The sequence below is a fragment of the Streptomyces sp. NK15101 genome (genome assembly GCF_020400725.1).
Taxonomy (GTDB): domain Bacteria; phylum Actinomycetota; class Actinomycetes; order Streptomycetales; family Streptomycetaceae; genus Streptomyces.
Genome location: NZ_JAINVG010000040.1, coordinates 19174 through 43529, shown reverse-complemented (window position 1 = coordinate 43529; position 24356 = coordinate 19174). Strand labels below are relative to the sequence as shown.

Annotated in this window: 21 protein-coding genes; 8 read left to right on the top strand and 13 right to left on the bottom strand. The window is 73.1% G+C overall.

Translation table 11 applies throughout. The features are described 5' to 3' along the window. Positions 1-66: 66 nt before the first annotated feature. From fxsT to K7G60_RS21780, 7 genes are all read right to left on the bottom strand, one after another. Complete coding sequence (fxsT, locus tag K7G60_RS21810; RefSeq protein WP_225802615.1) at positions 67-3084, bottom strand: FxSxx-COOH system tetratricopeptide repeat protein; 3018 nt, start codon at positions 3082-3084, stop codon at positions 67-69. Between the two features lie 59 nt (positions 3085-3143). Beyond that, positions 3144-4421 carry an HEXXH motif-containing putative peptide modification protein gene (locus tag K7G60_RS21805; RefSeq protein ID WP_225802614.1) on the bottom strand — a complete coding sequence of 426 codons (1278 nt, stop codon included), beginning with the start codon at positions 4419-4421 and terminating at the stop codon, positions 3144-3146. Positions 4422-4499: 78 nt separating this feature from the next. Further along, the gene (locus K7G60_RS21800) at positions 4500-4706 is read right to left on the bottom strand and encodes a hypothetical protein (protein WP_225802613.1); all 207 of its coding nucleotides are present in this window, start codon (positions 4704-4706) and stop codon (positions 4500-4502) included. Between the two features lie 90 nt (positions 4707-4796). Then, on the bottom strand, positions 4797-7937 hold the full coding sequence (locus tag K7G60_RS21795) for an SAV_2336 N-terminal domain-related protein (RefSeq protein WP_225802612.1): 3141 nt from the start codon (positions 7935-7937) through the stop codon (positions 4797-4799). A gap of 7 nt (positions 7938-7944) precedes the next feature. Beyond that, positions 7945-8961 carry a MoxR family ATPase gene (locus K7G60_RS21790; protein ID WP_225802641.1) on the bottom strand — a complete coding sequence of 339 codons (1017 nt, stop codon included), beginning with the start codon at positions 8959-8961 and terminating at the stop codon, positions 7945-7947. 226 nt (positions 8962-9187) lie between these two features. Then, on the bottom strand, positions 9188-11221 hold the full coding sequence (locus K7G60_RS21785) for a trypsin-like peptidase domain-containing protein (protein WP_225802611.1): 2034 nt from the start codon (positions 11219-11221) through the stop codon (positions 9188-9190). After that, on the bottom strand, positions 11218-11655 hold the full coding sequence (locus tag K7G60_RS21780; RefSeq protein WP_225802610.1) for a CU044_2847 family protein: 438 nt from the start codon (positions 11653-11655) through the stop codon (positions 11218-11220). The genes K7G60_RS21785 and K7G60_RS21780 overlap by 4 nt, the downstream gene beginning before the upstream one ends. A 99-nt stretch (positions 11656-11754) precedes the next feature. Between K7G60_RS21780 and K7G60_RS21775 the strand changes: the two genes are divergently transcribed. Beyond that, positions 11755-11940, top strand: a complete 186-nt coding sequence (locus K7G60_RS21775) for a DUF6104 family protein (RefSeq protein ID WP_024761804.1) — start codon at positions 11755-11757, stop codon at positions 11938-11940. 33 nt (positions 11941-11973) lie between these two features. Here K7G60_RS21775 and K7G60_RS21770 read toward each other — a convergent pair whose 3' ends face one another. Beyond that, positions 11974-12789 (bottom strand): hypothetical protein, encoded by an 816-nt coding sequence (locus K7G60_RS21770; protein WP_225802609.1) that lies wholly within the window; start codon positions 12787-12789, stop codon positions 11974-11976. Between the two features lie 150 nt (positions 12790-12939). Between K7G60_RS21770 and K7G60_RS21765 the strand changes: the two genes are divergently transcribed. Further along, positions 12940-13815, top strand: a complete 876-nt coding sequence (locus K7G60_RS21765; protein WP_225802608.1) for a DUF4097 family beta strand repeat-containing protein — start codon at positions 12940-12942, stop codon at positions 13813-13815. Position 13816: 1 nt separating this feature from the next. Further along, positions 13817-14716, top strand: coding sequence for a PadR family transcriptional regulator (locus K7G60_RS21760; protein WP_225802607.1), 900 nt, complete (start codon positions 13817-13819; stop codon positions 14714-14716). A 123-nt stretch (positions 14717-14839) separates the two neighbouring features. Here the strand turns inward: K7G60_RS21760 and K7G60_RS21755 are convergent, their stop codons facing one another. From K7G60_RS21755 to K7G60_RS21745, 3 genes are all read right to left on the bottom strand, one after another. Further along, positions 14840-16216, bottom strand: a complete 1377-nt coding sequence (locus K7G60_RS21755; RefSeq protein ID WP_225802606.1) for a cellulase family glycosylhydrolase — start codon at positions 16214-16216, stop codon at positions 14840-14842. A 90-nt stretch (positions 16217-16306) separates the two neighbouring features. Beyond that, complete coding sequence (locus tag K7G60_RS21750; RefSeq protein ID WP_030688786.1) at positions 16307-17272, bottom strand: zinc-binding dehydrogenase; 966 nt, start codon at positions 17270-17272, stop codon at positions 16307-16309. Between the two features lie 195 nt (positions 17273-17467). Then, positions 17468-18679, bottom strand: coding sequence for an NADP-dependent malic enzyme (locus tag K7G60_RS21745; RefSeq protein WP_225802605.1), 1212 nt, complete (start codon positions 18677-18679; stop codon positions 17468-17470). 536 nt (positions 18680-19215) lie between these two features. Between K7G60_RS21745 and K7G60_RS21740 the strand changes: the two genes are divergently transcribed. The 3 genes from K7G60_RS21740 to K7G60_RS21730 are packed head-to-tail and all read left to right on the top strand — an operon-like array spanning position 19216 to position 21927. After that, positions 19216-20181 carry an ABC transporter substrate-binding protein gene (locus K7G60_RS21740; RefSeq protein WP_225802604.1) on the top strand — a complete coding sequence of 322 codons (966 nt, stop codon included), beginning with the start codon at positions 19216-19218 and terminating at the stop codon, positions 20179-20181. Between the two features lie 31 nt (positions 20182-20212). After that, entirely contained in the window at positions 20213-21163 is a 951-nt protein-coding gene (locus K7G60_RS21735; protein ID WP_225802603.1) for an amino acid ABC transporter permease, read from the top strand. After that, positions 21160-21927, top strand: a complete 768-nt coding sequence (locus K7G60_RS21730) for an amino acid ABC transporter ATP-binding protein (protein ID WP_308081793.1) — start codon at positions 21160-21162, stop codon at positions 21925-21927. The genes K7G60_RS21735 and K7G60_RS21730 overlap by 4 nt, the downstream gene beginning before the upstream one ends. A gap of 56 nt (positions 21928-21983) precedes the next feature. Here K7G60_RS21730 and K7G60_RS21725 read toward each other — a convergent pair whose 3' ends face one another. After that, positions 21984-22733, bottom strand: a complete 750-nt coding sequence (locus K7G60_RS21725; RefSeq protein ID WP_225802602.1) for a trans-aconitate 2-methyltransferase — start codon at positions 22731-22733, stop codon at positions 21984-21986. Positions 22734-22827: 94 nt separating this feature from the next. Here K7G60_RS21725 and K7G60_RS21720 point away from each other — a divergent pair, with 94 nt between their 5' ends. Further along, on the top strand, positions 22828-23457 hold the full coding sequence (locus K7G60_RS21720) for an ABATE domain-containing protein (protein ID WP_225802601.1): 630 nt from the start codon (positions 22828-22830) through the stop codon (positions 23455-23457). Here K7G60_RS21720 and sodX read toward each other — a convergent pair. Beyond that, positions 23361-23795 (bottom strand): nickel-type superoxide dismutase maturation protease, encoded by a 435-nt coding sequence (sodX, locus tag K7G60_RS21715; RefSeq protein WP_225802600.1) that lies wholly within the window; start codon positions 23793-23795, stop codon positions 23361-23363. The two genes, K7G60_RS21720 and sodX, sit on opposite strands and share 97 nt — an antisense overlap. A 162-nt stretch (positions 23796-23957) precedes the next feature. Between sodX and sodN the strand changes: the two genes are divergently transcribed. After that, complete coding sequence (gene sodN / locus K7G60_RS21710; RefSeq protein WP_030688769.1) at positions 23958-24353, top strand: superoxide dismutase, Ni; 396 nt, start codon at positions 23958-23960, stop codon at positions 24351-24353. Positions 24354-24356 lie beyond the last annotated feature (3 nt).

Sequence of the window (24356 nt, the reverse complement as noted above, 5' to 3'; positions counted from 1 at the left end):
CGTGCGGAGGCCCGGCACCCCACTCGGGGTGCCGGGCCTCCGGCGTCTTTGCCGGGCGTACGGGGCTCAGCCCAGGTTGGCCTCGAAGTCCCAGTAGGGCCGGTTGCGCTGACGCGCCGACAGGGTGTGCGGGTGCTGGGCCCCCAGGGTGCGGGTGAGGGTGAGCAGCGCGTCCTCCTCCAGCTTCCCGGCCTCCTCGTTCTCCCTGAGCCCGCGCAGATCGGTGGCGAGGGCCACCTGGGACGACAGGGTGAGCGGGTGCTCGTTGCCGAGGGTGTGCCGGGCCCGGCGCAGGGTGTCCCGGCTGAGCTCGGCCGCGTCGTGCACCCGGCCGTTGAAGTTGCGTGCCGCCCCGGTGTTGAGGGCGCAGCCGAGGACCCAGGGGTGGTCGGGTCCGAGGGAGGAGGTCAGTCCGGCGAGCGCGGCCTCCAGGATGGCGAGCGCGTCGGCCCGCTGGCCGGAGGCCTGGAGCACGAGCGCGGTGTTGGCGAGGACACCGGTGGCGACCGGGTGGGCGGGGCCGAGGAGGGCGCGGTAGCCGGCCTCGGCCTCGTGGCTGAGTTCGCGGGCGTGGTCGAGGTCGCCGTGCTCGCGGAGGTAGTTGGCGTAGTTGTTGATGGCGTTGAGCGTGAGGTAGTGCCCGCGGCCGTGCACCTGCTGCATCTGGTCGAGCAGGCTGGCCATGGTGGCTCCGAGGTCCTGCTGGAAGCCGCCCTCGCGGCGCCGGCACAGGGCCAGCTGGGTGCGGGCGTACAGGGTCTGCAGGTGCTGCGGGCCGAGCACCTGCACATGGCGCAGGACGTTGGCCTCCTGGCGGGCGAGGGCTTCGCGGTACTGGCCGAGCAGCCGCAGGTCGTGCGCGAGGGCGTTGCTGGAGTTGAGGGTGTGGGAGTGGCGTTTGCCGAGGACCCGCTCGCTCTGGGCGAGGGTCTCGGCGTCGGACTCGTACGCCTCCTGGAAGCGGCCGAGCTGCCGCAGGGTGACGCCGAGGTTGTGGCGGGCGACGAGGGTGGAGAACTCGCTGTTGCCGAGGAGGCGTTCGGCGTCGGCGAGGACGCTGCGCTGGAGCCGCTCCGACTCCTTGTACTGGCCGAGGAAGCGCAGGTCGCTGGAGATGGCGCTGCTGGAGAGCAGGGTGCCGAGTTCGTTGGGGGGCTGGGCGGCGGCGAGGCGTTCCCGCTGGGCGAGGTCGAGGTCGTACGCCTCGCGGAAGCGGCCGAAGGAGCGCAGGATGTTGCCCTGCTGGGTGGTCAGGTCGAGCATGGGCTGGTCCAGCGGGTCCATGAAGGTGGACCAGTTGTCCCGGATCTTCTCGGCGAGCTGGATGCCGGCCCTGAACTCGCCGCTGCGGAAGCAGTAGCGCAGACAGTTGAGCACGGCGGTCTGGATGCGCGGGTTGCGGCTGAGGAGTGCGCCGGAGGGTTCCAGGTGGGGCAGGAGTTCGGCGTAGCGGGGCCACTGCCGGCTGTCCATGGGGTTGCCGGGGTCGGCCTCGGCGAGCAGGGTGCGGACGGCCTGGCGGTGGGCGGCGCGGTGGTCGCCCTCGGTGAGCCGGGCGACGATGTCGTGGACGAGCCGGTGCATGTGCACGGACTCCTGGTGCGGCCCCACCTCGGCGTTGTTGACGGGGCCCCGGGTCTCGCGGGTGAGCACCGAGTAGTTGACCAGGGTGTCCAGGGCCCGGGACCAGGCGGCGAGGTCGGTGACCATCCAGCGCAGGTCCTCGGGGAGGTCCGCCTGCGGATAGGCGCGGATGAGGCCGAGCGGGATGCGGCCGGGGGCGAAGGAGGCGCACAGGCTGAGCACGTCGATGGCCTGCGGCTGGGCGCGTCGGAGCCGGTTGATCAGTATCGACCAGGAGGTCAGGGACGCCTGGGGGAAGCCGTCGCCGGACGGCTCGACGGTGGAGATCCGTCCTTCGCGGACCATGTGGAGGTACTCGGAGACCTCCATGCGGGACTCCCCGAGCCAGGCCGCGGCCTGGACCAGCGGCAGGGGTACGTCCCCGAACTCGGCGGCGACCTCGTCGGCCTCGGGCGCCGTGACGTGCGGGGCGCGCCGCATCAGGTAGGCGGTGGACTCGGCGCGGTCGAAGCCGGGGATCTCGAGGATGTCGGTGTAGTCGCCCCAGCCCCGGTTGCGCGAGGTGATGAGGACGTGGCCGGGGCCGTGCGGCAACAGGACGTTCGCGCCGTCGGTGTCGTCCCAGCCGTCGAAGACGATGAGCCAGCGGGTGTGCGGGTCGCCCCGGCGCAGTGCCTCGCGGACGGCGCGGATGCGTTCGCCGGGTTCGTTGCCGGTGGTCAGGCCCAGTTCGGTGGCGAGCTCCCCGAAGCGGTCGCGCTGCACGTTGCGGTCGTCGGAGCTGACCCACCACACGACGTCGTAGTCGGAGCTGAAGCGGTGGGCGTACTCGGCGGCGATCTGGGTCTTGCCGATGCCGGACATGCCGAGCAGGGTGCAGGCGGCGTTGCCGCGCTCGGCGTCCATGAGCCGTTCCTGGAGCTCGGTGAGCAGGTCGTCCCGGCCGGTGAAGCGGGGGTTGCGGCGCGGGATCTCGCCCCAGATCTCGGGAGGGGTGTCCGGGAAGCGGACGAGCGAGCCGACGGGCAGCCGACGGCCGGTGGGGCGGCGGGGTTCGACGCCGAGCCGGCTGAGCAGCCGGGCTTCGGCCTCCTCCTCGCCGACGCCCCACAGGCTGACGGGTTCGAGGACGGCGGTGGCCGGGAGGAGGGTCCGGTTGGTGAGGTTGACCGCGGCGAACCGCTCGGCATGGGCGGCGACGAAGCCGCGCAGGACGTCGTTCCACTCACCGGCCGCACGCGGGCCGAGCTGGAAGAACCAGTCGTCCAGGACGAGCAGCACCTGGCCGCGTGCGAGCAGCAGGTCGCCGAGCGAGTCCTCCAGGGGCACCTCGCGCGGCGGGTCCCAGCGCTGGAGGCTCGCGCGCACGCCGTACGCGTCGAGGCGCTGGTTGATCCAGGTGGCCCACGGGCGGTGGTAGCCGGGGAAGACCACGAGGACGTGTTCCGGCGCGCTCCTGACTCCGTGATCCGCCGCACCACCCGATCGCTGTTCCGCCATCTGTCGTGTCTCCCGTCCCGCTCCCGCGCAACGCAGTGTTGTATGCCGTGAGCACAGTGTTACCCGGCGACCAGGGGAGTCGCGCCGAGGCTCGCGTGATGCAGCCTCATTTGCTGCACGAACTCCCTTCCGTCCACCGTCAGTTCATCGGATTCAAGCAGGATCCGCAGTGCCCCGCCCACCTGATCGTGGATGTCGTCGAACTGTTGCCCGGCAGTGGACCGCCAGGCCGCCGGCACCCCCTCGGCGGTGACCGCGCGCCGCCACAGATCGGCCAGGGCCAGATGGGCGTAGGCGCCGTGCAGCACGCCGGCGATGGGCCGCGGGTCCGACCGCCAGCCGACCCGGTGCACGGCGTCCCGCCCGGGGCCGTACAGCGGCACGAGTTCGTGGAGCGTCGCGAGCTTGCTGTGGTGCAGCTCGTGCACCAGCGTCTCGGCCATCCCCCGCCCCTCGGCGGGCAGTGAGGTCAGTACGGCTCCGGGGGCGGCGCTCAGGGTGGCGCCCAGGTGCCGGGGTCCGCGCGGAACGACCGGGACGACCGCGCGGACGCCACGGGCCACCTCGGCCGCCCGGCCCGGGTCCGTACGGCCGAGGAGGTCCTGGGCCGCGCGCCAGGTGGCGAACCAGGCGGCGTGATCGGTGTCGGCGGGGTCGGCGGCGGTGACCACCGTGCCGCCGCCCGCGCCGGACGGCACCCGGTGCGGGTCGAGGTCGTCCAGGCGCGCGACGCTGCGGGGCAGCGGGCGGACCGCGCGCCAGCCGGGCCCGCGGCCCGTGAGGACGCCGTGGCGCCGGTCGGTCAGGGCCAGGACGGCGGGTGCGGCGTGGCGGGCGCCGTCCGGGTGGAACCGTACGGTCCGCTCACCGGCGCTGACCCGGACGCGGTCCGCGGCCACCCTCAGCCGGCCCACGCCGGGCAGCGCGAGCAGGCCGTCCGGGGTCTCCAGGGTCAGGTCGAGCGGGCCGCCGCCGCGCAGGGCGGCCGTGACCGCGAGGTTGTCGAGGTGGCCGAGCAGCCCGTCGAAGGCGGGTCCGGCGGGTTCGGCGAGCGCGCCGGCCAGCCAGGCCCCGGTCGTCGGGTAGTCGAGGACGTCCCGGACCACGGCGGGATGGCGCCGCTCAACCCGTTCGAGCAGTTCCCAGGCGCGCTCGAACCGGTCGAGCGCGCCCGGTTCGACGGACGCCCGGTGCCGGTGGACGCGCACCAGGAGCGCTTTGAGGAGCAGCAACCGCCGGGCGTGCAGGGCTGACCGCAGCAGCGCGAGCCCGTCCGGGGCGGGGCTGAGCCGGGCCAGTCGGGCGAAGACGGGCGCGGGCAGGGGCGCGATGCTCATTCCCGCCTCCATGGACCTGCGGCGGGCGGTGCGCATCTGACCGAAAACGGCCGGTAGGCGCGGCCGCTCCGCCGGAGGTCAGCCGTGGGCCTTGTCCCCGGCGGTCTCCGCCCAGGAATCGGCCAGTCCCTGCGGATGCCAGAGCACCCGCTCGACGGCGGCCGCCAGCTCGGGATCGTCCATGAAGCGCAAGGTCCGCAGGTCCACACCGGTGAGGTCGGGGAAGCGCCATGGCCGCTCGCCGCCCCCGTCGACGCCTGCGACCCGCTGCGTGTGCTCCAACACCCTCGGCTCCTCCTCACCGACCCTTGTCCCCCACGGTCGTAGCGGCGGAGCGGTTCTTCCCGACCCCCCAAAGGCGGAAACCCGTTCGACTCAACTGCGCCCATGCGCGCCCCCGTTATCCAGCCGTTCCGCGTCCTCTTCGCGCCACGCCCACCAGGGCGGCGCGACCCGGCGCCGTTCCTCGCGGGAGAAGCGGTCCGGTCGCGGGCGGGGATCGGCGCCGACCTCGGCGAGCAGGGCCCGGGTGCGTTCCACGTCCGCCCAGTCCACCGCCACCAGCACGCCGTCAAGGCGTCGCCACTGCTCGGCGGCCTGCTCCAGGAGGGTCGCGGCGTGGCCGACGCGGTCCATCAGGTACAGCACCGCCCCCTGGGCGTGGAGCGCCCGCGCCAGGGTGATCGTGCCGGGGGTGTCGCCGTGGGCGGCGCGGGCGTCGTCGGCGGCGTGCCGGAAGGCGGTGAGGGCGCCGACGAGCTGCCCGTCCCGCGCGGCCTCGCTCAGCTGCAGTTGCACCCAGCCCAGCTGGAGCCGGATCCCCGCCCGGGTCGCCGGGTCGCGGGTGGCACGGAGGGCCTCTTCGAGGAGGTGGCGGCTCTCGTACAGGTCCGGCAGGAAGCCCGCCCGGTCGAAGCGCAGGGCGAGCACGCTGCCGATGAGGATCCGGGCCCGCTCGCGGGCGGCGGCGCCGGCGGGGAGACAGGTGAGGGCCTCGCGCAGCACGGACTCGGCGCGGTCGACCGGCCGGGTCCCGGTGCCGGCGGCGGCACGGCGCAGCAGGGACTCGCCCCAGGTGAGCAGGAGCAGTCCGCGCTGCTCGCCCTCGGCGGGGGTGAGCAGGGTGGCCCGCTCGTACGCCTCGTCGGCGGCCGGCCCGTCGCCGGCGGCCTCGTACAGGCGGGCGCGCGCGCCGGCGTGGCGCAGCCGCAGGGCACGGCCGTCGCCGAGGAGGGCTTCCGCGCGGTCGAGGACGGGGGCGACGCGGTCCGGTCCGGCCTCGGCGAGGTGCAGGGCGTCGGCGAGGTCGAGCAGGGCGGCGGCGCTCTCCCCGAGGGCGAGGGCCGCGGTGAGCTCCTCGGCCGCCGCGGCGCCGTCGCCGCGCGCCAGGAGCAGCCGGCCCCGGCGCAGGTGCAGGGTGGGCCGGGCGGCCGGGGGCCACTGGTCCGCGTCCCCGGCGAGCGCGGCGAGGGCGGCGTCGAGCTGCCGCGGGTCCTCGGTCTCCTGCCACAGGGCGTGATGGACGACGGCCTGCTCGAGGCGGGCCTCGGCCCAGTGGTCGTCTCCGGGCCGGGCCAGCTCCCCGGCGTGGACGAGGGTGTCGGCGGCCCGGGCGAGGAGCTCGCGGCGGGTGCCGGACCGCCGGGCGGCCCCGGTGCCCGCCTCGGCGGACAGGATGCGGCCGAGGACGACCCGGGCCTCGACGGGCGCGGTGGGCAGCGCCTCCTCGGCGCGCTCGCGGGCGGCGGAGAGGAGGGCGGGGTCGGACTGGGCGCGTCCCTGGTCGAGGAGGCGGCGGGCTTCGGTGAGCGGGTCGGGGGTGACGAGGTCGGGGTGGTAGAAGCGGAGCACGCGCGCGGGGATGCGGGCGAAGAGCTCCGCCTCGGCGCCCTCGGGCCCGGTGGGTTCGTCGGTCTCGTCGGGCGCCGTGACGGGGCCGGGACCGCCCTCGCCGTCGGCGGCGGGGCCGTGGCCGGCGAGCCGGGCGGCGGCGAGCGCCGGGAAGTTGCGCGTGCCCTGGCCGAAGTTGCGCTCCACGTAGGCCGAGCAGTGCTTGAGGACGAGGGCGGCGGCGCCGGGATCGAGCGAGCCGAGGAGGAACTGCTGGATGCCGGGCGGATAGCTGAAGCAGGGGTACGGGGCGGGGCCGGGAAGCCGGCGCAGGAGTCCGCTGAGCAGGACCTCGGCCAGCTCCATCGGCCCGGTGTCGGGCAGCATCGCGCGCTGGACGAGCTGCATGACGGGCAGGGTGAGCGGGGCCGCCGCGAGGTGGACGGCGAGCCGGAGCGCCCCCGGGGAGGCACCCGCCCGGAAGGCGCGCAGGAGTTCCTCTTCTCCGCGCGGCGCGCGGGGTGTCCGGGGCGGCGGCGGTCGCGTCGGCTCGGGGGCGAGCCAGGCGGCCCAGCCGCGGACGGTGTCGCCGCCGTGGCCGGTGTGGAGCCGGGCCCAGGAGGCGAAGGCCTCGGGGGTGGGGGTGAGCACGGGGACGGCCTGTCTGGCCGGGTCGGGAACCGCCCAGGGTTCGTCGTCGGAGCGGAAGGCGGCGGGGCCCCCGGGGCGGGCGGAGCGCTGGAAGGTGCCCGGTTCGGCGGGGAGCGCGGTGCGCGGCCAGAGGCGCGGCGGGAGCGGCTGGACGAGGGCGAGCGGGGAGTGGCGGGGCCACTGGCGCAGGAAGCGCTGGGCGGCGCCGCGCTGCCAGAGGGGGCCGACGCAGTCGCTGACGACGAGGGTGAGCCGGCGTCCGGTGGGGTCGTGGAGCTGGTCGACGGGGCGGAGCCGGGGCCGGCCGTCGGCGCCGGAGGTGGTGGTGACGAGCGGGGGGCCTTCGCCGGTGTCGTACAGGCGGTGGACCTGGACGTCGCGGAAGGCGCCGGACTGCTGGCAGGCCTGGCGGAGCTCCTCGACCATGCGGTCCCAGACGACCATGGCGGGGCCGGTGTCCATGAGGAGCTGGATGTCGGGGCGGCGGCCGGCGGCCGGGCGCAGGACGGGTGTCAGGATGCCCGCGGCGGCGCTGCGTTCGGCGGTGGCCTCCTCGTCGAGGGTGCCCTCGCCGGGGCGGGGCGGGGCGGGCGCGTACCCCCGCAGCGGGCGCAGGGCCTTCTGCAGGCCGAGGAGTCCGGGCAGGGCGTTGGCACCGGGCGCGCGCACGGGCAGGGCGGCGCCCCGTCGCGCACCCCCGCCCGCGCCGCCGTGCGCTCCGTCCGCCGGGGCCGCTCCGGAGCGCATGTGGAGGGCGACGGACTCGTGGCCTCCGGTGCGCTGGGGCGGCCGCTCGGGCGTACGCGCGGGCGCCTCCTCCCGATTGGCCGGATCTCGCTCCTCGCCGGTGGCCCGGACGGTCTCCGTGCCTCCGCCGTCCGCGCGGGACGGCGCATCCGGATCAGGAGCCTCCGGTTCCGGCAGCCACTGGGACAGCCAGAGCGCGTCCGCGACCGCCTCGGCGGACGGGTCCGCCCCGCCCGCCCGCAGTCTGCGGGTCAACTCCTCCAGAGGCATCCGGCGCGTCCGGTGCATCCGGTCATCACCTCGGCTGATCGAGCGGCTGCATGAGCATGTCCGCGATGCGTTCCCTGGTCACCCGCTCGGCGCGGGAGGCGTGCTGGGTGAGGTAGAGCGCGTTGAGCAGCTGGTCGGTGGCGATGACCTCGCCCGGCTCGCGGTTCAGGAACCGCTGGACGAGGCCCTGTTCGCCGTCGCCCGCCACGGCTTCGGCCCCCAGGTGGGCCTCGATCATCGCGCCGAGCTGCTCCTCGCCGGGCGGTTCGAGCTCCAGGCGGATGCAGCGGCGCAACAGGGCGGCGGGGAAGTCCCGTTCGCCGTTGGAGGTGAGCACGATGAAGGGGAAGGTGGTGCAGCGGATCCGGCCGCCGTACACGGGCACCTTGCGGCCGTCGTCGCTGAGCACCTCGACGACGGGCTCCCGGTCGGCGAGCCGCTCCAGCTCGGGGATGGCGAACTCGCCCTCCTCCAGCGCGTTCAGGAGGTCGTTGGGCAGGTCGAGGTCGCTCTTGTCGAGCTCGTCGATGAGCAGCACCCGGGGCTGCTCGGAGGGGAGCAGCGCGGTGCCGAGCGGTCCGAGCCGGATGTACGAGCCGATGCCGGCCGGGGCCGCGGCGGCGGAGCCCGTCGCGCCGGGCTGGGCACGCTCCAGCTGGACGTCCTGGAGGCGGCCGATGGCGTCGTAGCGGTAGAGGCCGTCCTGGAGGGTGGAGCGGCTGACGATGGGCCAGCGCAGCACGCGGCCGAGGCGCAGCTCGTGGGCGACGGCGTGCGCGAGCGTGGACTTTCCGGTGCCGGGGTTGCCGGTGACGAGGAGCGGGCGCCGCAGGTACAGGGCGGCGTTGACCGCGTCGGTCTCCGCGGGCCGCGGGTGGTGGTTCTGGACGAGTCTGCGCTTGACGCCGAGTCGGCGGTCGGAGCCGGCCAGGGTGTCGTCGGCGCCGCCCGTCGAGAAGTCGCGCCAGGGCGGCGGGGCGGGCAGGCGCCGTATCTCGTCGTGCGGATGCCCGGCCCCACGGTAGATCCGCCAATCGTTCACCATGAACTCCTTCTGGCTGTGGTGTGCCGGCCGGGCCCTCCGAACGTACTGCTCGGGTGCCACCCCTGCCGACCCCCAAACCGGTCGTCCGACGCGGGTCCGGACGCCGCCGGACCCATGGGGCGCACGGGGTGGGACGGAGCCGGTGGGCGACCCGGGGCGGAGGCGCGCTCCCTCACCGCCACGGGACCTGCCCGGCCCGGGCCCGAGGCGGGGTCCGCCGCCGTCACGGGTACTCCTCGCCGAACAGCGTCGGGGCCTCCAGGCGGCCGGCGGGCGGCGGGCGGTCGGGCGGGTCGTACAGGACGGCGATGGTCTCGGCCCAGGCGAGGTCGGCCCGCTCCGGCACCAGGGCGCGCAGGGAACGGACGGGCTCGCCGAGCCCTGGGGCCGTGCGCGCGTCCGCGAGCATCCAGTCCGCCTCCACGTGGAAGGCCGCGCAGTCGGTGTGGTCGTGGGCGCCGGTCCGCCAGAGGGCCAGCGGATGGCCGGCGGTCAGGGCCGCGTTCATCGCCATGAGTCCGTCGCCGCTGCCCACCGGGCCGCAGAAGACGGGAACGGTGCCGCCCTCGGCCTCCCGGAGCCGGTCGTACGTCTCCGCCCAGGTCTCCCGGCGCACGCGCGGGGTGTGGGCGTCCGGGCCCGCGCCGGGCACCTCGGCGCGCAGCGGGGCCGCGCGCAGCGGTCCCCGTTTCCCGGCCTCCCAGCGCTCCCGCCACTCGGGCGACGGCTCCTTGCCGTGGCGCCGGGCGTCCCGGATGACCACGATGCGGCGCTGCCCGAGGGTGACGGCCCCCCACTCCTCGTCGGGGCCCTGCGGAGGTTCGAGCCGCCAGGTGTCGAGCGGCTCGTCGAAGAGCTCGCGCGGCAGCACCGCCTCCACGGAGGCCAGGTACGGTCCGTTGTCGCCGAGCCGGAGGGCCTCGGCGAGCGGCCCGCGCAAGGTCTCCTTGAGCCGGGCCCGCTCGACGCCGCGGTCGTCGCCCTTGAGCGGGGTGACCATGTGCCCGTCGCGGAGCAGCTTCACCCGCCAGGGGTAGCGCCGGTCCCAGCGGGGCGTGTCGATCTCCAGGAGCACGTCCGCGCGTGCCCGGCGCTCGCGGACGGTGCCGGAGGCCGCCGAGCGGCCCGAGCCGATCAGGCCGTCGATCTCCCGGCGGAGGTACGGGCCCGCGTCGGCGGCCCGGTCGATGAGCCAGCTCCGGAAGGCGGCCGCGTCGCCCAGCCCGCCGGGCCGCCCGGAGACCCGCCGGACGACGTGGGCCGCGTACAGGAGCACGGCGTCGAGGCCGGGGTCCCCCGGATCGCTGCGGTCGGGCGCGCGCAGCCCGTACAGCTGGGCGGCGCCCTCGCTCCACGTGCGCGGGTCGTCCTCGAACGCGTCCGGGGTGGTGGTGTTCCTGATCCAGGCCTTGACCCGGTCGACGAGGTCCATGATCTCGCCGGGGTTGATCGGCGGGGGCAGCGCGGCGAGCTGTCCCCGCAGTCTGGTCCGCAGGTTCGGGCTCAGCGGGTGCGGGCCGCCGAGCCGCTCCTGCGCGCGCGTCCAGTCGGATCCGTCCTCCAGCGACTGGAGGTAGTGGTCGAGGTGGTGACGGTCGTGGTCACGCAGGGCCTCGGCCCAGAACCCGCCCCCCGGAGCGTCGTGCAGGCGGCGCAGGGCGGTGAGGGGGACGAGGGCGCCCTGGTCGGACCAGCGTCCCTTGTTGAAGCCGATCACGGCGCCCTGGAGGTCGTCGACGACGGGGCCGCCGGAGCAGCCCTCGACGGGCAGCACCCCCTTCGTGACGAGGGCGCCGGCGTCGACGCCGCTGAGCCTGCCGTGCACCTGACGGATGCCCAGCTCCCCGGTCTCCCGTGACCAGCCGTGCAGGCCGACCTCGGTGGTCCGGGCCGGAGGGCGCTCGGCGAGCAGGACGCAGGAGGCCTTGCGCGTGCCGGGCACGCGCACGAGCGCGACGTCGGGGAACCCCCAGGGCTCGTGGCGTTCGCCGGTGTCGCCGGGCTCGGGCAGGGCGAGGACCACCGTGCCGACGGACCGGCGCGCGGTCCTGCCGTCCTGCCAGGTGATGCCGACGGCCGGCTCTTTCCTCCACACCTCGCCACCCCCCTCGGCCACGACATGGGCACACGTCAGCACCCAGCCCGGGGCGATGAAGAAGCCGGTGCCCCAGAACCGGTCGCCGTGCGGGTCATACCCGCCGTCGGGAGCGCCGATGCGTACGAGTGCGGGGCGCACGAGAGCGTCGAAGGCGCTCATGCGGTGCCATCGGCCGCCGGGCGCCGCTGCGGGACGATGCCCGACCGCTGTTCCGCGGCCGCCGGCTCGGCGGAGCCGGGCGCGGACTCCGCCGCACGCCCGGCCGCCGGGCCCGGTTCCGTCCAGGTGAGGGAGACGTTGACGGAGGCCTTGCCCGCGCCGTCCGCGAGGACGCCGATGACCTTTCCGGACTGCGCCGAGAGTTCGATGCCGAAGCTGACGGCGACCTCCACCGGCCCCTGGGGGTCGAGGCCCGCGCGCAGGGAGCCGACGACGCCGCGCACCACGTCCGTGAGCCCGCCGGCCATCGAGACGACCCGGTCCCTGACGCCGGTGTCCTGGAAGCCGCCCCGGCCGAGCTCCTCCACGTCGCCGACCCGCGCCCACACGGGCGTGCCGTCGTCCAGTCGAATCCGAGCGATCCCGTGTGCCACAGCGGCCCCCGCTCCCCGAAGCGATGTTGGATCCAGAAGGCTAATCGGTGGGACTGACGGGCGACAGGGGACGTGAGGGGTACGGCCTATCCTGATCGCATGTACTTCACCGACCGTGGCATCGAGGAACTGGAGAAGCGGCGCGGCGAGGAGGAGGTCACCTTCGAGTGGCTCGCCGAGCAGCTGCGGACGTTCGTCGACCTCAACCCCGACTTCGAGGTGCCGGTCGAGCGCCTCGCGACCTGGCTGGCCCGTCTGGACGACGACGAGGACGACGACGAGTAGGAAGCCCGCCCGGCTGCGGGACCGGGGGCCCGGTCACCGCTCCCGCAGCCGGTCGTAGGCGAGCCCGAGCGCGCCGTGCGCGACGAGCAGCGCGCCGGCCGTCGCCCAGCCGCCGTTGCGCCGGGCGGCGCCCCAGAGCAGCAGCGGCATCCCCGCGAGGAGCTGCGCCCCGCCCAGGACGCGCGCCTTGGGGCCGCGCAGGTACGGGCCGAGGGGGCCGCTCTCCACCACGTCGAGCTCCGCGCGCAGGACATCGGGCAGGCCGTGCCGTTCGAGCTGCTCGGCGCCCTGGTCGAGGGCGGCGGAGCGGAGCCGGTCGGCGCTCTGGCCGGGGACGAGTCCGGCGGGCAGGGCGAGTCCGGCACGGGCGAGGACGGCGACGACGCCGATGAGACGGGTGTGGGCGTCGGCGTCCGGGTCGGGCTCGGTGAGCGGTTGGAGGGCCTGCACGTCCAGGACGGGATCGAGGGCGAGCCGGGCGGCGAAGGTGCGCATGGCCTCGTCCTCTCCGACGGGTGTGCCGTCCGCGAGCCAGGTGTAGCCGACCGTGCGGCGGAAGCCGGCGGCGAGCGTGAGACCGGCGCGGTCGCGGTCCCACCAGAGCGCGACGACGGGCCGGCCGCCGGCCGGGACGGCGAGGGCGGTGGCCCAGCCGGTGACGACCCGCTCGACGGACTCCCCGCCGCGCAGCCAGGGCTTCCCCTCCGGTACGAGCACGGTCCACTCGGCGCCCGCGGGGGCGAGGAGCAGCTGTTCCCGGAGGAGCAGGGCCGGCGGCCGGACCTCCGGCGGCTCACCGCGGCAGAGCAGCAGGGCTCCGACGGACTGTGGTCCGGATGTCGCGTTCATGGCCCCACGCTAGGGCAATTTGTCCGCATACGACGGAGATTCCCCCCTCCCCTGTCAGGGATGAGTCAGGGTTGACTTCGCAAGGCCGCGATATATCGTGTCTATCGAGAGACGCGATATGTTGCGTTGCCGACACGGGAGGTCAGCACCATGACAGAGTGGTCCGTCACCGAGCCGACGAAGCTGGCTCCGGCCGACCCCGTGACGCTGCTGCAGGTCCGCATCGTCAACGGCACGGTGAACGTGGTGGGGACGGACGAGAGTTCCGTCCGCCTGGAGGTCTCCGAGATCGAGGGCCCGCCGCTGGTCGTGACGCAGGACGGCTCCACGCTGACCGTGACCTACGAGGACCTGCAGTGGAAGAGCATCCTCAAGTGGTTCGAGCGCAAGGAGTACCGGCGCCGGGCCGTCGTCTCCGTCGCCGTCCCGGCGGGCGTCGACGTCGAGGTGGGCGTGGTCGGCGCCGAGGCGGTCGTCACGGGGATCAGAGGGCGTACGGAGGTGCGCGGCGTCACGGGCGACACCACCCTCCTCGGACTCTCCGGCCCGGTCCGGGCCGAGACCGTCTCGGGGAACCTGGAGGCCCAGTCGGTCACCGGCGCGCTGCGCGTCAACTCCGTGACCGGGGACGTGACGGTGATCGAGGGCGCGGGCTCCTCCGTGAAGGCCGACACGGTCAGCGGCGACATGGTCATCGACCTCGACCCGGCCCGGCTCGACGGACCGCCCGCCGACATCCGGCTCACCAGCGTCTCCGGCGAGGTCGCCATCCGGCTTCCGCACCCGGCCGACGCCCGGGTGGAGGCGAGCACCACGAGCGGCGCCGTGTCGAACGCCTTCGAGGACCTGCGGGTGGGAGGCCAGTGGGGCGCCAAGTCCATCACCGGCACCCTCGGCTCGGGCCGGGGGACGCTCAAGGCGACCACCATCTCCGGCTCCATCGCCCTGCTCCGCCGCCCCGAGTCCGGGGAGGACGGCGACGCCGCCCCCTCGTCCGCCCCCTCCGCGACCGGAAAGGTGCTCTGACATGCCGCCCGTCTTCGCCCACGGACGCCTCCGCCTCTACCTCCTCAAGCTGCTCGACGAGGCCCCGCGCCACGGGTACGAGGTGATCCGGCTCCTGGAGGAGCGCTTCCAGGGGCTGTACGCGCCCTCGGCGGGCACGGTCTATCCGCGCCTCGCCAAGCTGGAGGCCGAGGGGCTCGTCACCCATGCCAGTGAGGGGGGCCGCAAGGTCTACTCGATCACCGACGCCGGCCGCGCCGAGCTGGCCGGGCGCGGGGCCGAACTGGACGACCTGGAGCGGGAGATCCGCGAGTCGGTCTCGGAGCTGGCGGCGGAGATCCGCGACGACGTGCGGGGCGCGGCCGGCCGGGTGCGCAGCGAGATGCGCGCGGCCGCGGGCCGGACCCGCGCGGTGGATCCCCCCTCGTTCGCCGAGGCCAAGGAGGAGCTGCGCCGGGTCAGACAGGAGTGGAAGGAGCAGGCCCGCGAGGCCCGCGAGGAGGCTCGTTCGGCGCGCCGCCAGGCGAAGGAGTTCCAGCGGATCGCCCAGCAGGTGCAGGAGGAGGTTCAGGACCGGTTCTCACGGGGCGACTGGCCCAAGGGGGTCTGGGAGGGGATCTCGGGCATCACGGCCCAGCTCGGCGACCTGGTGGCGGGCACGGCCCACCCGAAGGCCGCGTCGCCGGAGCCGCCGCTCGCGAAGACCCCGGCCGACGAGGCACCGGAGTGGGCGCGGGACACGACGAGCTCGGGCGACCCGGCCCGCGACCTCGACCGCCTCCTCGACCGCTTCCGCGACGAAGTCCGTGACGCGGCCCGCGACCACGGGGTGTCGGAGGACCAACTCACGGAAGCCCGACGCCACTTGTCCACGGCGGCGACCCGGATCACGACCCTGCTCCACCCGGAGCGAAAGGGCTGAGGGGGCGCCCGGCGGCGACTTGAGGGGCGCGAGCGCCGAGAGCCACCCCGGCGAGCACCGGGGGCGCCCTGCGGACCGGGCCGGAAGGACCGGCACGGGCCGACCGGCCCCGCCCCGGCCGTCTCAGCCCCGGGTGACAGTGACCGTCACCCGGGCGCCGGGGGTCGCGAGGATCCAGGCCCTGCCGCGGTCCTTGCGGAGGACCAGCGCGGCGCCGCGGGCGGTGACCCCCCAGTCGCCGGGCGGGAGGGAGAGCTCGGTGACGCGGGGGCCCCGCCGGCCGGCCGCGTCGTAGGACAGGCGGTAGACACCGGACCCGGAGTCGTACGCGGCGGAGCGGACCGTGCCCGCGACCGCCTCCGCGTACGGCTCGGCGGTCAGCTCCTTGTTCGTGCGGAAGGCGCCGGCGCCGTCCACCGCGCAGTAGCCGCCGCCGTAGCACCACACGTAGCCAGCCCAGCCGGAGGTGTAGCGCCCGAGGGAGGCCATGGCCTCGCGGTAGAAGCGGTTCATGTTCGGCAGGGAGTTGTTGAGCGGCCCCCACTCCCCCACCACCACGGGCACCTCGTACTCCTTGGGGTACAGGGTGACGGCCTGCTCGTAGCTCTCGATCCAGCCGGCGGCGGGGTCGTAGTCGGCGCCCGCCTCCATGCCGGTGTTGTAGAAGTGCGGGGCGTAGACGATCTTCGGGTCGTCGATCCTGCCCAGTCCGGTGGGCACGCCCTCGCCGACGATCGGGGTCGGCTCGACGAAGACCCAGGCGTCCCGGTCGGCCGAACGGACCGCGTCCGCGAGGCGGTTGTACATGGGGGTGAGCTGGTCCCGTTCGATGCGCCGGGCCGCCGTCGGCAGGTCCTCGCCCTCCCGCAGCTCGCCCATCGGCTCGTTGATGAGGTCGTAGCCGAGCACCGCCGGGTGGTCGGCGAAGCGGTCGGCGAGCACCCGCCACATGCGGGCCTGGGCGCGCCTCAGGTCCTCGTCCTCGTACAGGTGGGTGAAGGCCCGCTGGACGGCGGGCTCGAAGTACTCGGAGAACCAGTCGTCCGGGTGCGGGGTGAAGGGCAGCCCGTCGGTCCTGGTCGCCCAGGCCGGCACGCCCCGGTGGCCGAAGGCGGGTCCGAAGACGTCCTGGTGGGCGTCGACGAGGACCTTGACGTCGTACTTCCCGGCCCAGTCCAGGATGCGTTCGATCTTCCGCAGGTAGGCCTGGCTGTACCGGCCCGGGCGGGGCTCCAGGTCGTCCCAGAAGACGAGCAGGCGGGCGAAGCCGAAGCCCTTGGCCCGCAGGTCGCGGAAGTGCTTCTCGGTGATCGCGGAGAGGGCGGCGTCGCCCCGGTTGGCCTTGTCCTCGACGTTCCAGCCGCGCAGGGTGAGCACCCGGCCGTGCTCGTCGGTGAGGGCGGGTATGCCGGTTTCCGCCGGCTCCGCGTGGGCGGCCGTCGGGGCGAGCAGGGCGGCGACGACGAGGGTCGCCGCGAGGGTGGTTCGCGTTCGCAGCAAGGAAGACCTCCGGCACGAGGAAGTGAGAGATGTTCACGTTTCGCGTGCCGGAGATCCCATCAGCAGTACTGACGAGTCATCAAGGGGTCGTCACGAGGTCTTCAGGACGATCTTTCCGAAGAGCTCGCCGGAGGCCATCTTCTCGAAGCCCTCCCGCGCCCGGTCCAGCGGCAGCACCTCGTCGATCACCGGCCGCAGGCCCGTCGCCGCGCAGAACGACAGAAGGTCCTCCAGCTCGTCCTTGGAGCCCATCGTCGAGCCGACGACCTTCAGCTCCAGGAAGAAGATCCGGGTCAGCTCGGCGTGCGAGGGTCGGTCACCGCTCGTGGCGCCCGAGATGACGAGCGTGCCGCCGGGCCGCAGCGACTTGACCGAGTGCGACCAGGTGGCGGCGCCGACGGTCTCGATGACGGCGTCCACGCGCTGCGGGAGCCGTGCCCCCGGCTCGTACGCCTCGACGGCGCCGAGCTCGACGGCCCGCTTCCGCTTGGCCTCGTCGCGGCTGGTGGCGAAGACCCGCAGGCCGGCCGCCTTGCCGAGGGCGATCGCGGCGGTGGCGACGCCGCCGCCCGCGCCCTGCACGAGCACGGAGTCGCCGGGCCGCACGCCGGCGTTGGTGAAGAGCATGCGGTAGGCGGTCAGCCAGGCGGTGGGGAGGCAGGCGGCCTCCTCGAAGGACAGCTCCTTCGGCTTGCGCAGCACGTTCCAGCTGGGGACGGTCACCCGCTCGGCGAAGGTGCCCTGGTAGCGCTCGGTGAGGATGGACCGGGGCTCGTCGGGGCCGACACCGTGGCCCGTCTGGCCGATGACGGAGTGCAGGACGACCTCGTTGCCGTCCTCGTCGATGCCGGCGGCGTCGCAGCCGAGGATCATCGGCAGCTTCTCCTCGGGCAGGCCGACCCCGCGCAGCGACCACAGGTCGTGGTGGTTGAGCGAGGCGGCCTTGACGGTGACGGTGGTCCACCCGGGCCGCGCCTCGGGTTCGGGACGTTCGCCCAATTCGAGGCCGTTCAGGGGCTGGTCGCGGTCGATTCGGGCAGCGTAGGCAGCGAACATGGCCCCGACCCTAGGCCGCCGCCGGTGGGCGACGGAACCACGCACCCGTGTGACCCCTGTCGCCTGGACAGAGCGCGCCGGCGCCCCCTTCTGCCGTGCGCCCCGCACGCCGAAGGGCCCCGTCCCGGCGTGCGGAACGGGGCCCTTCGGCGTGGCCGGGGCGCGGCAGCGGTGACCGCGCGGCCGGGTGGGGCGTCAGCGGCGGGCGACGCCCTCGGCGCGGGCGGCGGCGGCGACCGCGGCCGCGACGGCAGGGGCGACCCGCTCGTCGAACGGCGACGGGATCACGCAGTCGGCGGCGAGCTGGTCGCCGACCACGTCCGCGATGGCGTTGGCCGCGGCGATCTTCATGCCCTCGGTGATCCGGGAGGCCCGGACCTGGAGCGCGCCGGCGAAGATGCCGGGGAACGCGAGGACGTTGTTGATCTGGTTCGGGTAGTCCGAACGGCCGGTCGCCACGACGGCCGCGTACTTGTGCGCGACGTCGGGGTGGACCTCGGGGTTCGGGTTGGCCATGGCGAACACGAAGGCGTTCGGGGCCATGGCGGCGACGGCCGCCTCGGGGACCGTACCGCCGGAGACGCCGATGAAGACGTCCGCGCCGGCCAGGGCGCTCTCCAGGGAGCCGCTGAGGCCCGCCTTGTTGGTGAGCTCCGCGATCTCGCGCTTGACGTCCGTGAGGTCCTCGCGGTCGCGGCTGACGATGCCCTTGCGGTCGGCGACGCAGACGTCGCCGAGGCCGGCCTCCAGGAGGAACTTCGCGATGGCCACGCCGGCCGCACCGGCGCCGGAGATGACACCGCGCAGGTCGCCGAGGGTCCGGCCGGTCAGCTTCGCCGCGTTGCGCAGGGCGGCGAGGGTGACGATCGCGGTGCCGTGCTGGTCGTCGTGGAAGACCGGGATGTCGAGGCGCTCCTGGAGCTTGCGCTCGATCTCGAAGCACCGCGGGGCCGAGATGTCCTCCAGGTTCACGCCGCCGAAGGACGGGGCGAGCCGGACGACGGTCTCGACGATCTCGTCGGTGTCGGTGGTGGCCAGGGCGATCGGGACCGCGTCCACGCCGCCGAACTGCTTGAAGAGGATGGCCTTCCCCTCCATGACCGGGAGGGAGGCCTCCGGGCCGATGTCGCCGAGGCCGAGCACCGCCGTGCCGTCGGTCACGACGGCGACGACCTGGGACTTCCAGGTGTAGTCGTTGACCAGCTCGGGCTGCTCCGCGATCGCGGTGCACACCTTGGCGACGCCGGGCGTGTACGCGAGGGACAGGTCGTCCTTGTCCCGGAGGGGAACGGTGGCCTGCACGGCCATCTTGCCGCCCCGGTGAAGGGCGAAGACAGGATCGAAGGGCTCCTCGGGAGCTCCATCCGTACCACTGTCGTTGCGAGGATTGACGATCTCCGCTGCCATTGGGTTGACCCCTTAAGTCTGCTTCATTTGAGGGTGGGCCGCTCCTGGTGTGGAGCGGTGGGCGGGTCCCGCGGCCGCCGTGTCTGGCAGCCGCGCGGGCGCGCCGCACAACGCGCCCTGAGCCCCGGATGAGGGGTGTAAGGATCCTTCTTACCGGACGGACGGCACCGCAGACGAGTTCATATCCGTTCGGTGACGCGACTCATACCGAGTGCATCCGCACGTGGATAGGAGACGACACGTCACCCGATGTCCCGATAGATGGTCCCGCCACCCGATTGGCGGCCTTCCGCTCGTCCGAATGGCGAGATGAACCGCAGATTTTCCGGTGACGGGGGAGGGATTCCGCAGAAGATCCGGCCCTGATGTACCGGCCTGTCGGGATTTCGGGGTCACCTGTTACCCGATTTTGACATCCGAGGCCGTCGGTTTGTGGCAGTCCGAATGGCAAGATGCCGTAATCACACGAGGTCGCGACACTCGAAGGTACGTACGCGACCACCTGGCAGCACTTCACACGCCGGAGGAACCCGACCATGACCGCACGCTCCACGCGCTGTACGACCGCCAAGACCCGCACGTCCCGTCTTGCCGCGGTCGCCGCCATCGCGGTCGCCGGCTCGATGCTGCTGACCGCCTGTGGCGACCAGACCGAGGGCGGCAGCACCAAGGAGGGCGGCTCCTCCTCCGCCGCCGCGAGCAAGGCTCCGCTCTTCTCGAAGCTCCCCGCCGACATCCAGAAGTCGGGTGTCATCAAGGTCGGCACGGACGCCTCGTACGCCCCGATGGAGTTCACCGAGGGCGGCAAGATCGTCGGTGTCGACCCGGACCTCGGCGAGGCCCTCAGCAAGCAGCTCGGCGTCAAGCTCGAGTTCGTCTCGGGCACCTTCGACGGCCTGATCACCTCGATCTACACCGGCCGCCAGCAGCTGATCATGTCCTCGATGACGGACAACAAGAAGCGCCAGGAGGGCCTGGACGACAACGGGAAGAAGATCGGCAAGGGCATCGACTTCGTCGACTACTTCAGCTCCGGCGTCTCCCTGCTGGTCAAGAAGGGCAACCCGCAGGGCGTCAACTCCCTCGACGACCTCTGCGGCAAGACCGTCGCCGTCCAGCGCGGCACGATCTACGAGGACACCTTCAAGGCGCAGGCCGCCAAGTGCGGCGACAAGAAGCTGACCATCCAGGCCTTCGACACCGACGCCGAGGCCCAGACCCGCGTGAAGGCGGGCGGCGCGGTCGCCGACCTGAACGACTACCCGGTCGCCGCGTACATCGCGAAGACCTCGGGCGGCGGCAACGACTTCGAGGTCGTCGGCAGCCAGAGCGACGTCGGCCTCTTCGGCATCGGCGTCTCGAAGGAGAACACCCAGCTGCGCGACGCCGTCAAGGAGGCGCTCGACGCGATCATCAAGGACGGCTCCTACGCCGAGGTCCTGAAGAAGTGGGACGTCGAGGACAGCGCGGTCAAGTCGGCCACGATCAACGCCGGCAAGTGACCTCTCCTCGTACCACTGAAGGGCAGTCGTCATGACTGACAAGATCAGCAAGGACCCGGCCGCCGCTCCGGCCGGGCCCACCCCCCCGGGCGTCCCGTACGAGGCGATCAAGGCCATCCCCGTGCGCCACTACGGCCGCTGGGTCAGCGGTGTCGTGGTCGTCGTCCTCCTCGGGTGGCTCGTCTACGCCTTCTCCCAGGGCGACGTCGTCTGGGACACGGTGTGGGACAAGGTGTTCGACCCCTCCGTCATCGACGGCATGTGGAACACCATCATCATCAGCATCGCGTCCATGGCGCTGGGCCTCGTCCTCGGCATCATCTTCGCCGTGATGCGGCTCTCCAAGAACCCGGTGACCGGCGCGGTCGCCTGGCTCTACATCTGGTTCTTCCGCGGCACCCCGGTCTACGTCCAGCTGCTCGTCTGGTTCAACCTGTCGCTGATCTTCCAGTACATCAACCTCGGGCCGATCTACAAGAACGAGACCGTGGACGTCATGACGCCGTTCATGGTGGCCCTGCTCGGCCTCGGCCTGAACGAGGGCGCCTACATGGCGGAGATCGTCCGCGCCGGCATCCAGTCGGTCGACGAGGGCCAGACCGAGGCGGCGCACGCGCTGGGCATGTCCCAGACGAAGACCATGGGCCGCATCGTGCTCCCGCAGGCCATGCGGGTGATCGTGCCGCCGACGGGCAACGAGTTCATCAACATGCTGAAGACCTCGTCCCTGGTCTCGGCCGTGCAGTACACCGAACTGCTGCGCGCCTCGTCGAACATCGGCAACACGGCCGGCGCCGTGATGGAGATGCTGTTCGTCGCCTCCATCTGGTACCTGGCGCTGACCAGCGTGTTCAGCGTGGGCCAGTACTACCTGGAGCGGCGTTTCGCGCGCGGTTCGACGCGCAACCTGCCGCCCACCCCGTGGCAGCGGGTCAAGACGAACCTGACCACGTTCAAGCGTTCCCCGGAGGCATCGGCATGACCGGCCAGCCCATGGTCAAGGCGGAGGGCGTCCACAAGTCGTACGGCGCCGCCCACATCCTCCGCGGCATCGACCTCGAAGTGCAGAACGGCGAGGTCTTCTGCCTCGTCGGCCCCTCCGGCTCCGGCAAGTCGACCTTCCTGCGCTGCATCAACCACCTGGAGCGCATCGACGGCGGCCGGCTCTCGGTCGACGGCGAGCTGGTCGGCTACAAGCAGAAGGGCGACAAGCTCTACGAGCTGAAGGACAGCGAGGTCGCGGTCCAGCGCCGTGACATCGGCATGGTCTTCCAGCGCTTCAACCTCTTCCCGCACATGACGGCCCTGGCCAACGTCATGGAGGCGCCCATCCAGGTGAAGGGCGAGTCCAAGGCGGTGGCGCGCGAGCGGGCCGAGCGCCTGCTCGACCGGGTCGGCCTGCGGGACAAGACGGGGAACTACCCGTCCCAGCTCTCCGGCGGCCAGCAGCAGCGCGTGGCCATCGCCCGCGCGCTGGCGATGGAGCCGAAGCTGATGCTCTTCGACGAGCCGACCTCGGCGCTCGACCCGGAGCTCGTGGGTGACGTCCTCGACGTCATGCGGGACCTGGCCGAGTCGGGCATGACGATGATCGTCGTCACGCACGAGATGGGCTTCGCCCGGGAGGTCGGCGACTCGCTGGTCTTCATGGACGGCGGCGTGGTGGTCGAGTCGGGCAACCCGCGGGACGTCCTGGGCAACCCGCAGCAGGACCGGACGAAGGCGTTCCTGTCGAAGGTGCTGTAAGACGCACGAAGAGGGGCGGTACGGGCGATCCGTACCGCCCCTTTCGCGCACCGCGGCTACTTCACGGCGAGCACCAGCGTGTCGCAGGGCGAGGCCCAGACCGTCCGGGCCTCGCCGAAGCCGGCGGCGCGGAGGGTCTCGGCGTGCCAGTGGGCGGAGGGCGCGTCGCCGTCGGCGTGCTCGCCGTATATCTCGAAGCGGCGGGCGGTGGGCTCGGCGAGGACCGGGTCCTTGGCGGCGACGGCCCACCAGTCGGCCCAGTCGAGGACCCCGGAGGCCTTCTCCCGGTCCATGCGGGCGTGCCGCTGGGCGCGCTCGGCGGCGTTGATGCGGGGCGCGGTCTCGTCGATCATGTGGTCGGCGTTCATGAAGACGCCGTCGTCGCGGACGAGGCCGGCGAGCTGTCCGTAGAGGGCCGTCAGGGGCTCCCTGTGGAGCCAGTGGAGGGCGGTGGCGGTGAGGACGGCGTCGTACGAGTCGTACGGCAGGCTCGCGACCCACGAGGGGTCCTTGAGGTCGGCGGTGACGAAGGTGACGCGCTCGTCGCCGGCGAAGGAGCCTTCGGCTATGGCGAGGAGGGCCGGATCGAGGTCGACGCCGACACTGGTGGCGTCGGGGAACCTCCGGAGCAGCCGGTTCGTGATACTCCCCGTACCGCACGCGAGGTCGAGGACGCGGGGCTTCGGCCCCACCAGTGCCTCGACCATGTCGAGCATCACGCGGAACCGTTCCTCCCGGTCCGGCATGTACCACTCCTGCTGACGGTCCCAGCTCTGCTGCCAGGCCGCCCAGTCGGTTCCGGTCATGGTCGTTCCTCCCCGCGTTCGTAATACCCTCGAAGGGGAAACAGGCGTTACCCCTTCCGACCGGGACACTAGCCCCCCGAAGTAAGGACTACAAGTGGAACTGGCCCATTACTCGGATTTCGCCGTACGTCTGGTCAACACCGAGGAGCCGGCCCGCAACAAGGACACGCTGACCTCCGTCGAGGTGCTCCGGGACCTCTTCGGCCCCGCCACCCAGATGGCCCGGCGGGTCACGGAGGCGGACCTGCCGCGCTTCCGCACGGTGCGGGCCCGGCTGCGCGCGGTCTTCGCCGCGGCCGACGAGGGCGACCACACGGGGGCGGTGGACCTGCTGAACTCGCTCCTCCTGGAGTTCCCCGTCAGCCCGCAGATCTCCGGCCACGACACCCTCGACGAGGAGGGCCGCCCCCGGTGGCACATGCACCTCGCCGACCACTCCTCGAACGCGACCACGGGCTACGCCGCGATCTCCGCGATGGGCCTCGCCTTCCACCTGACGGAGTTCGGCGCGGACCGGCTCGGCCTCTGCCAGGCGCCGCCCTGCCGCAACGCCTACCTGGACACCTCCACCAACCGCTCCCGCCGCTACTGCTCGGACCGCTGCGCGACCCGCGCCAACGTGGCCGCCTACCGGGCCCGCAAACGCCTGGAGGCCGAGCGGACCGACCACACGGGCCTCACGGAGGAGACCAGCCAGGAGAGCATCACACCCGGCGAACGCTGACGCCCCGGCGTCACCGGCCGGTACCGCGCCCGCACCCGCCCGAGAACCAGTTCGGGCGGTACGGCCCCGAAGACCCGGCTGTCCCCCTCGGCGTCCGGATTGTCACCGAGCACCCACCAGCCGCCGTCACGTCGCTCGATCAGCCGCTTCACGATGAGCAGATCCTGCTGGAGCGGATGCCGCAGCACGGCCACGCACCCGGCCCGCAGACGCGCCCCGTACTGCACGAGCAGCTGGTCACCGTGCAACAGCGTGGGCACCATCGACACCCCCGTCACTTCGGCGATCCCGAACGGTGCACCGGTCTCGGCCACCCTCTCCCGCCCCTCTCCCGTCATCCGGCACCTCCCGGTCCGCTCCTGCGTCGACTCGTCCACTCGTACACGAGTCCCATGGTGACCCTGGACTTTTGACCTAAGCCCCAGGGGGCGCCCGCGAAAACGCCCTTCTCACCGAGTAATGTCCCACCTGAGAAGACGATCACGAGGAAGGACGGCTCAATGCTCTCCCGCCTGTTTGCCCCCAAGGTGAAGGTCAGCGCCCACTGCGACCTCCCGTGCGGCGTGTACGACCCGGCCCAGGCCCGCATCGAGGCCGAGTCCGTCAAGGCTGTCCAGGAGAAGTACCTGGCCAACGACGACCCGCACTTCCGCGCGCGCGCCACGGTCATCAAGGAGCAGCGCGCCGAGCTCGCCAAGCACCACGTCTCGGTGCTCTGGAGCGACTACTTCAAGGCCCCGCACTTCGAGAAGTACCCCGAGCTCAACCAGCTGGTCAACGACACCCTGAAGGCCCTCTCGGCCGCCAAGGCGTCGACGGACCCGAAGACGGGCGAGAAGGCGCTGGAGCTCATCGCCGAGATCGACCGCATCTTCTGGGAGACGAAGAAGGCCTGACCT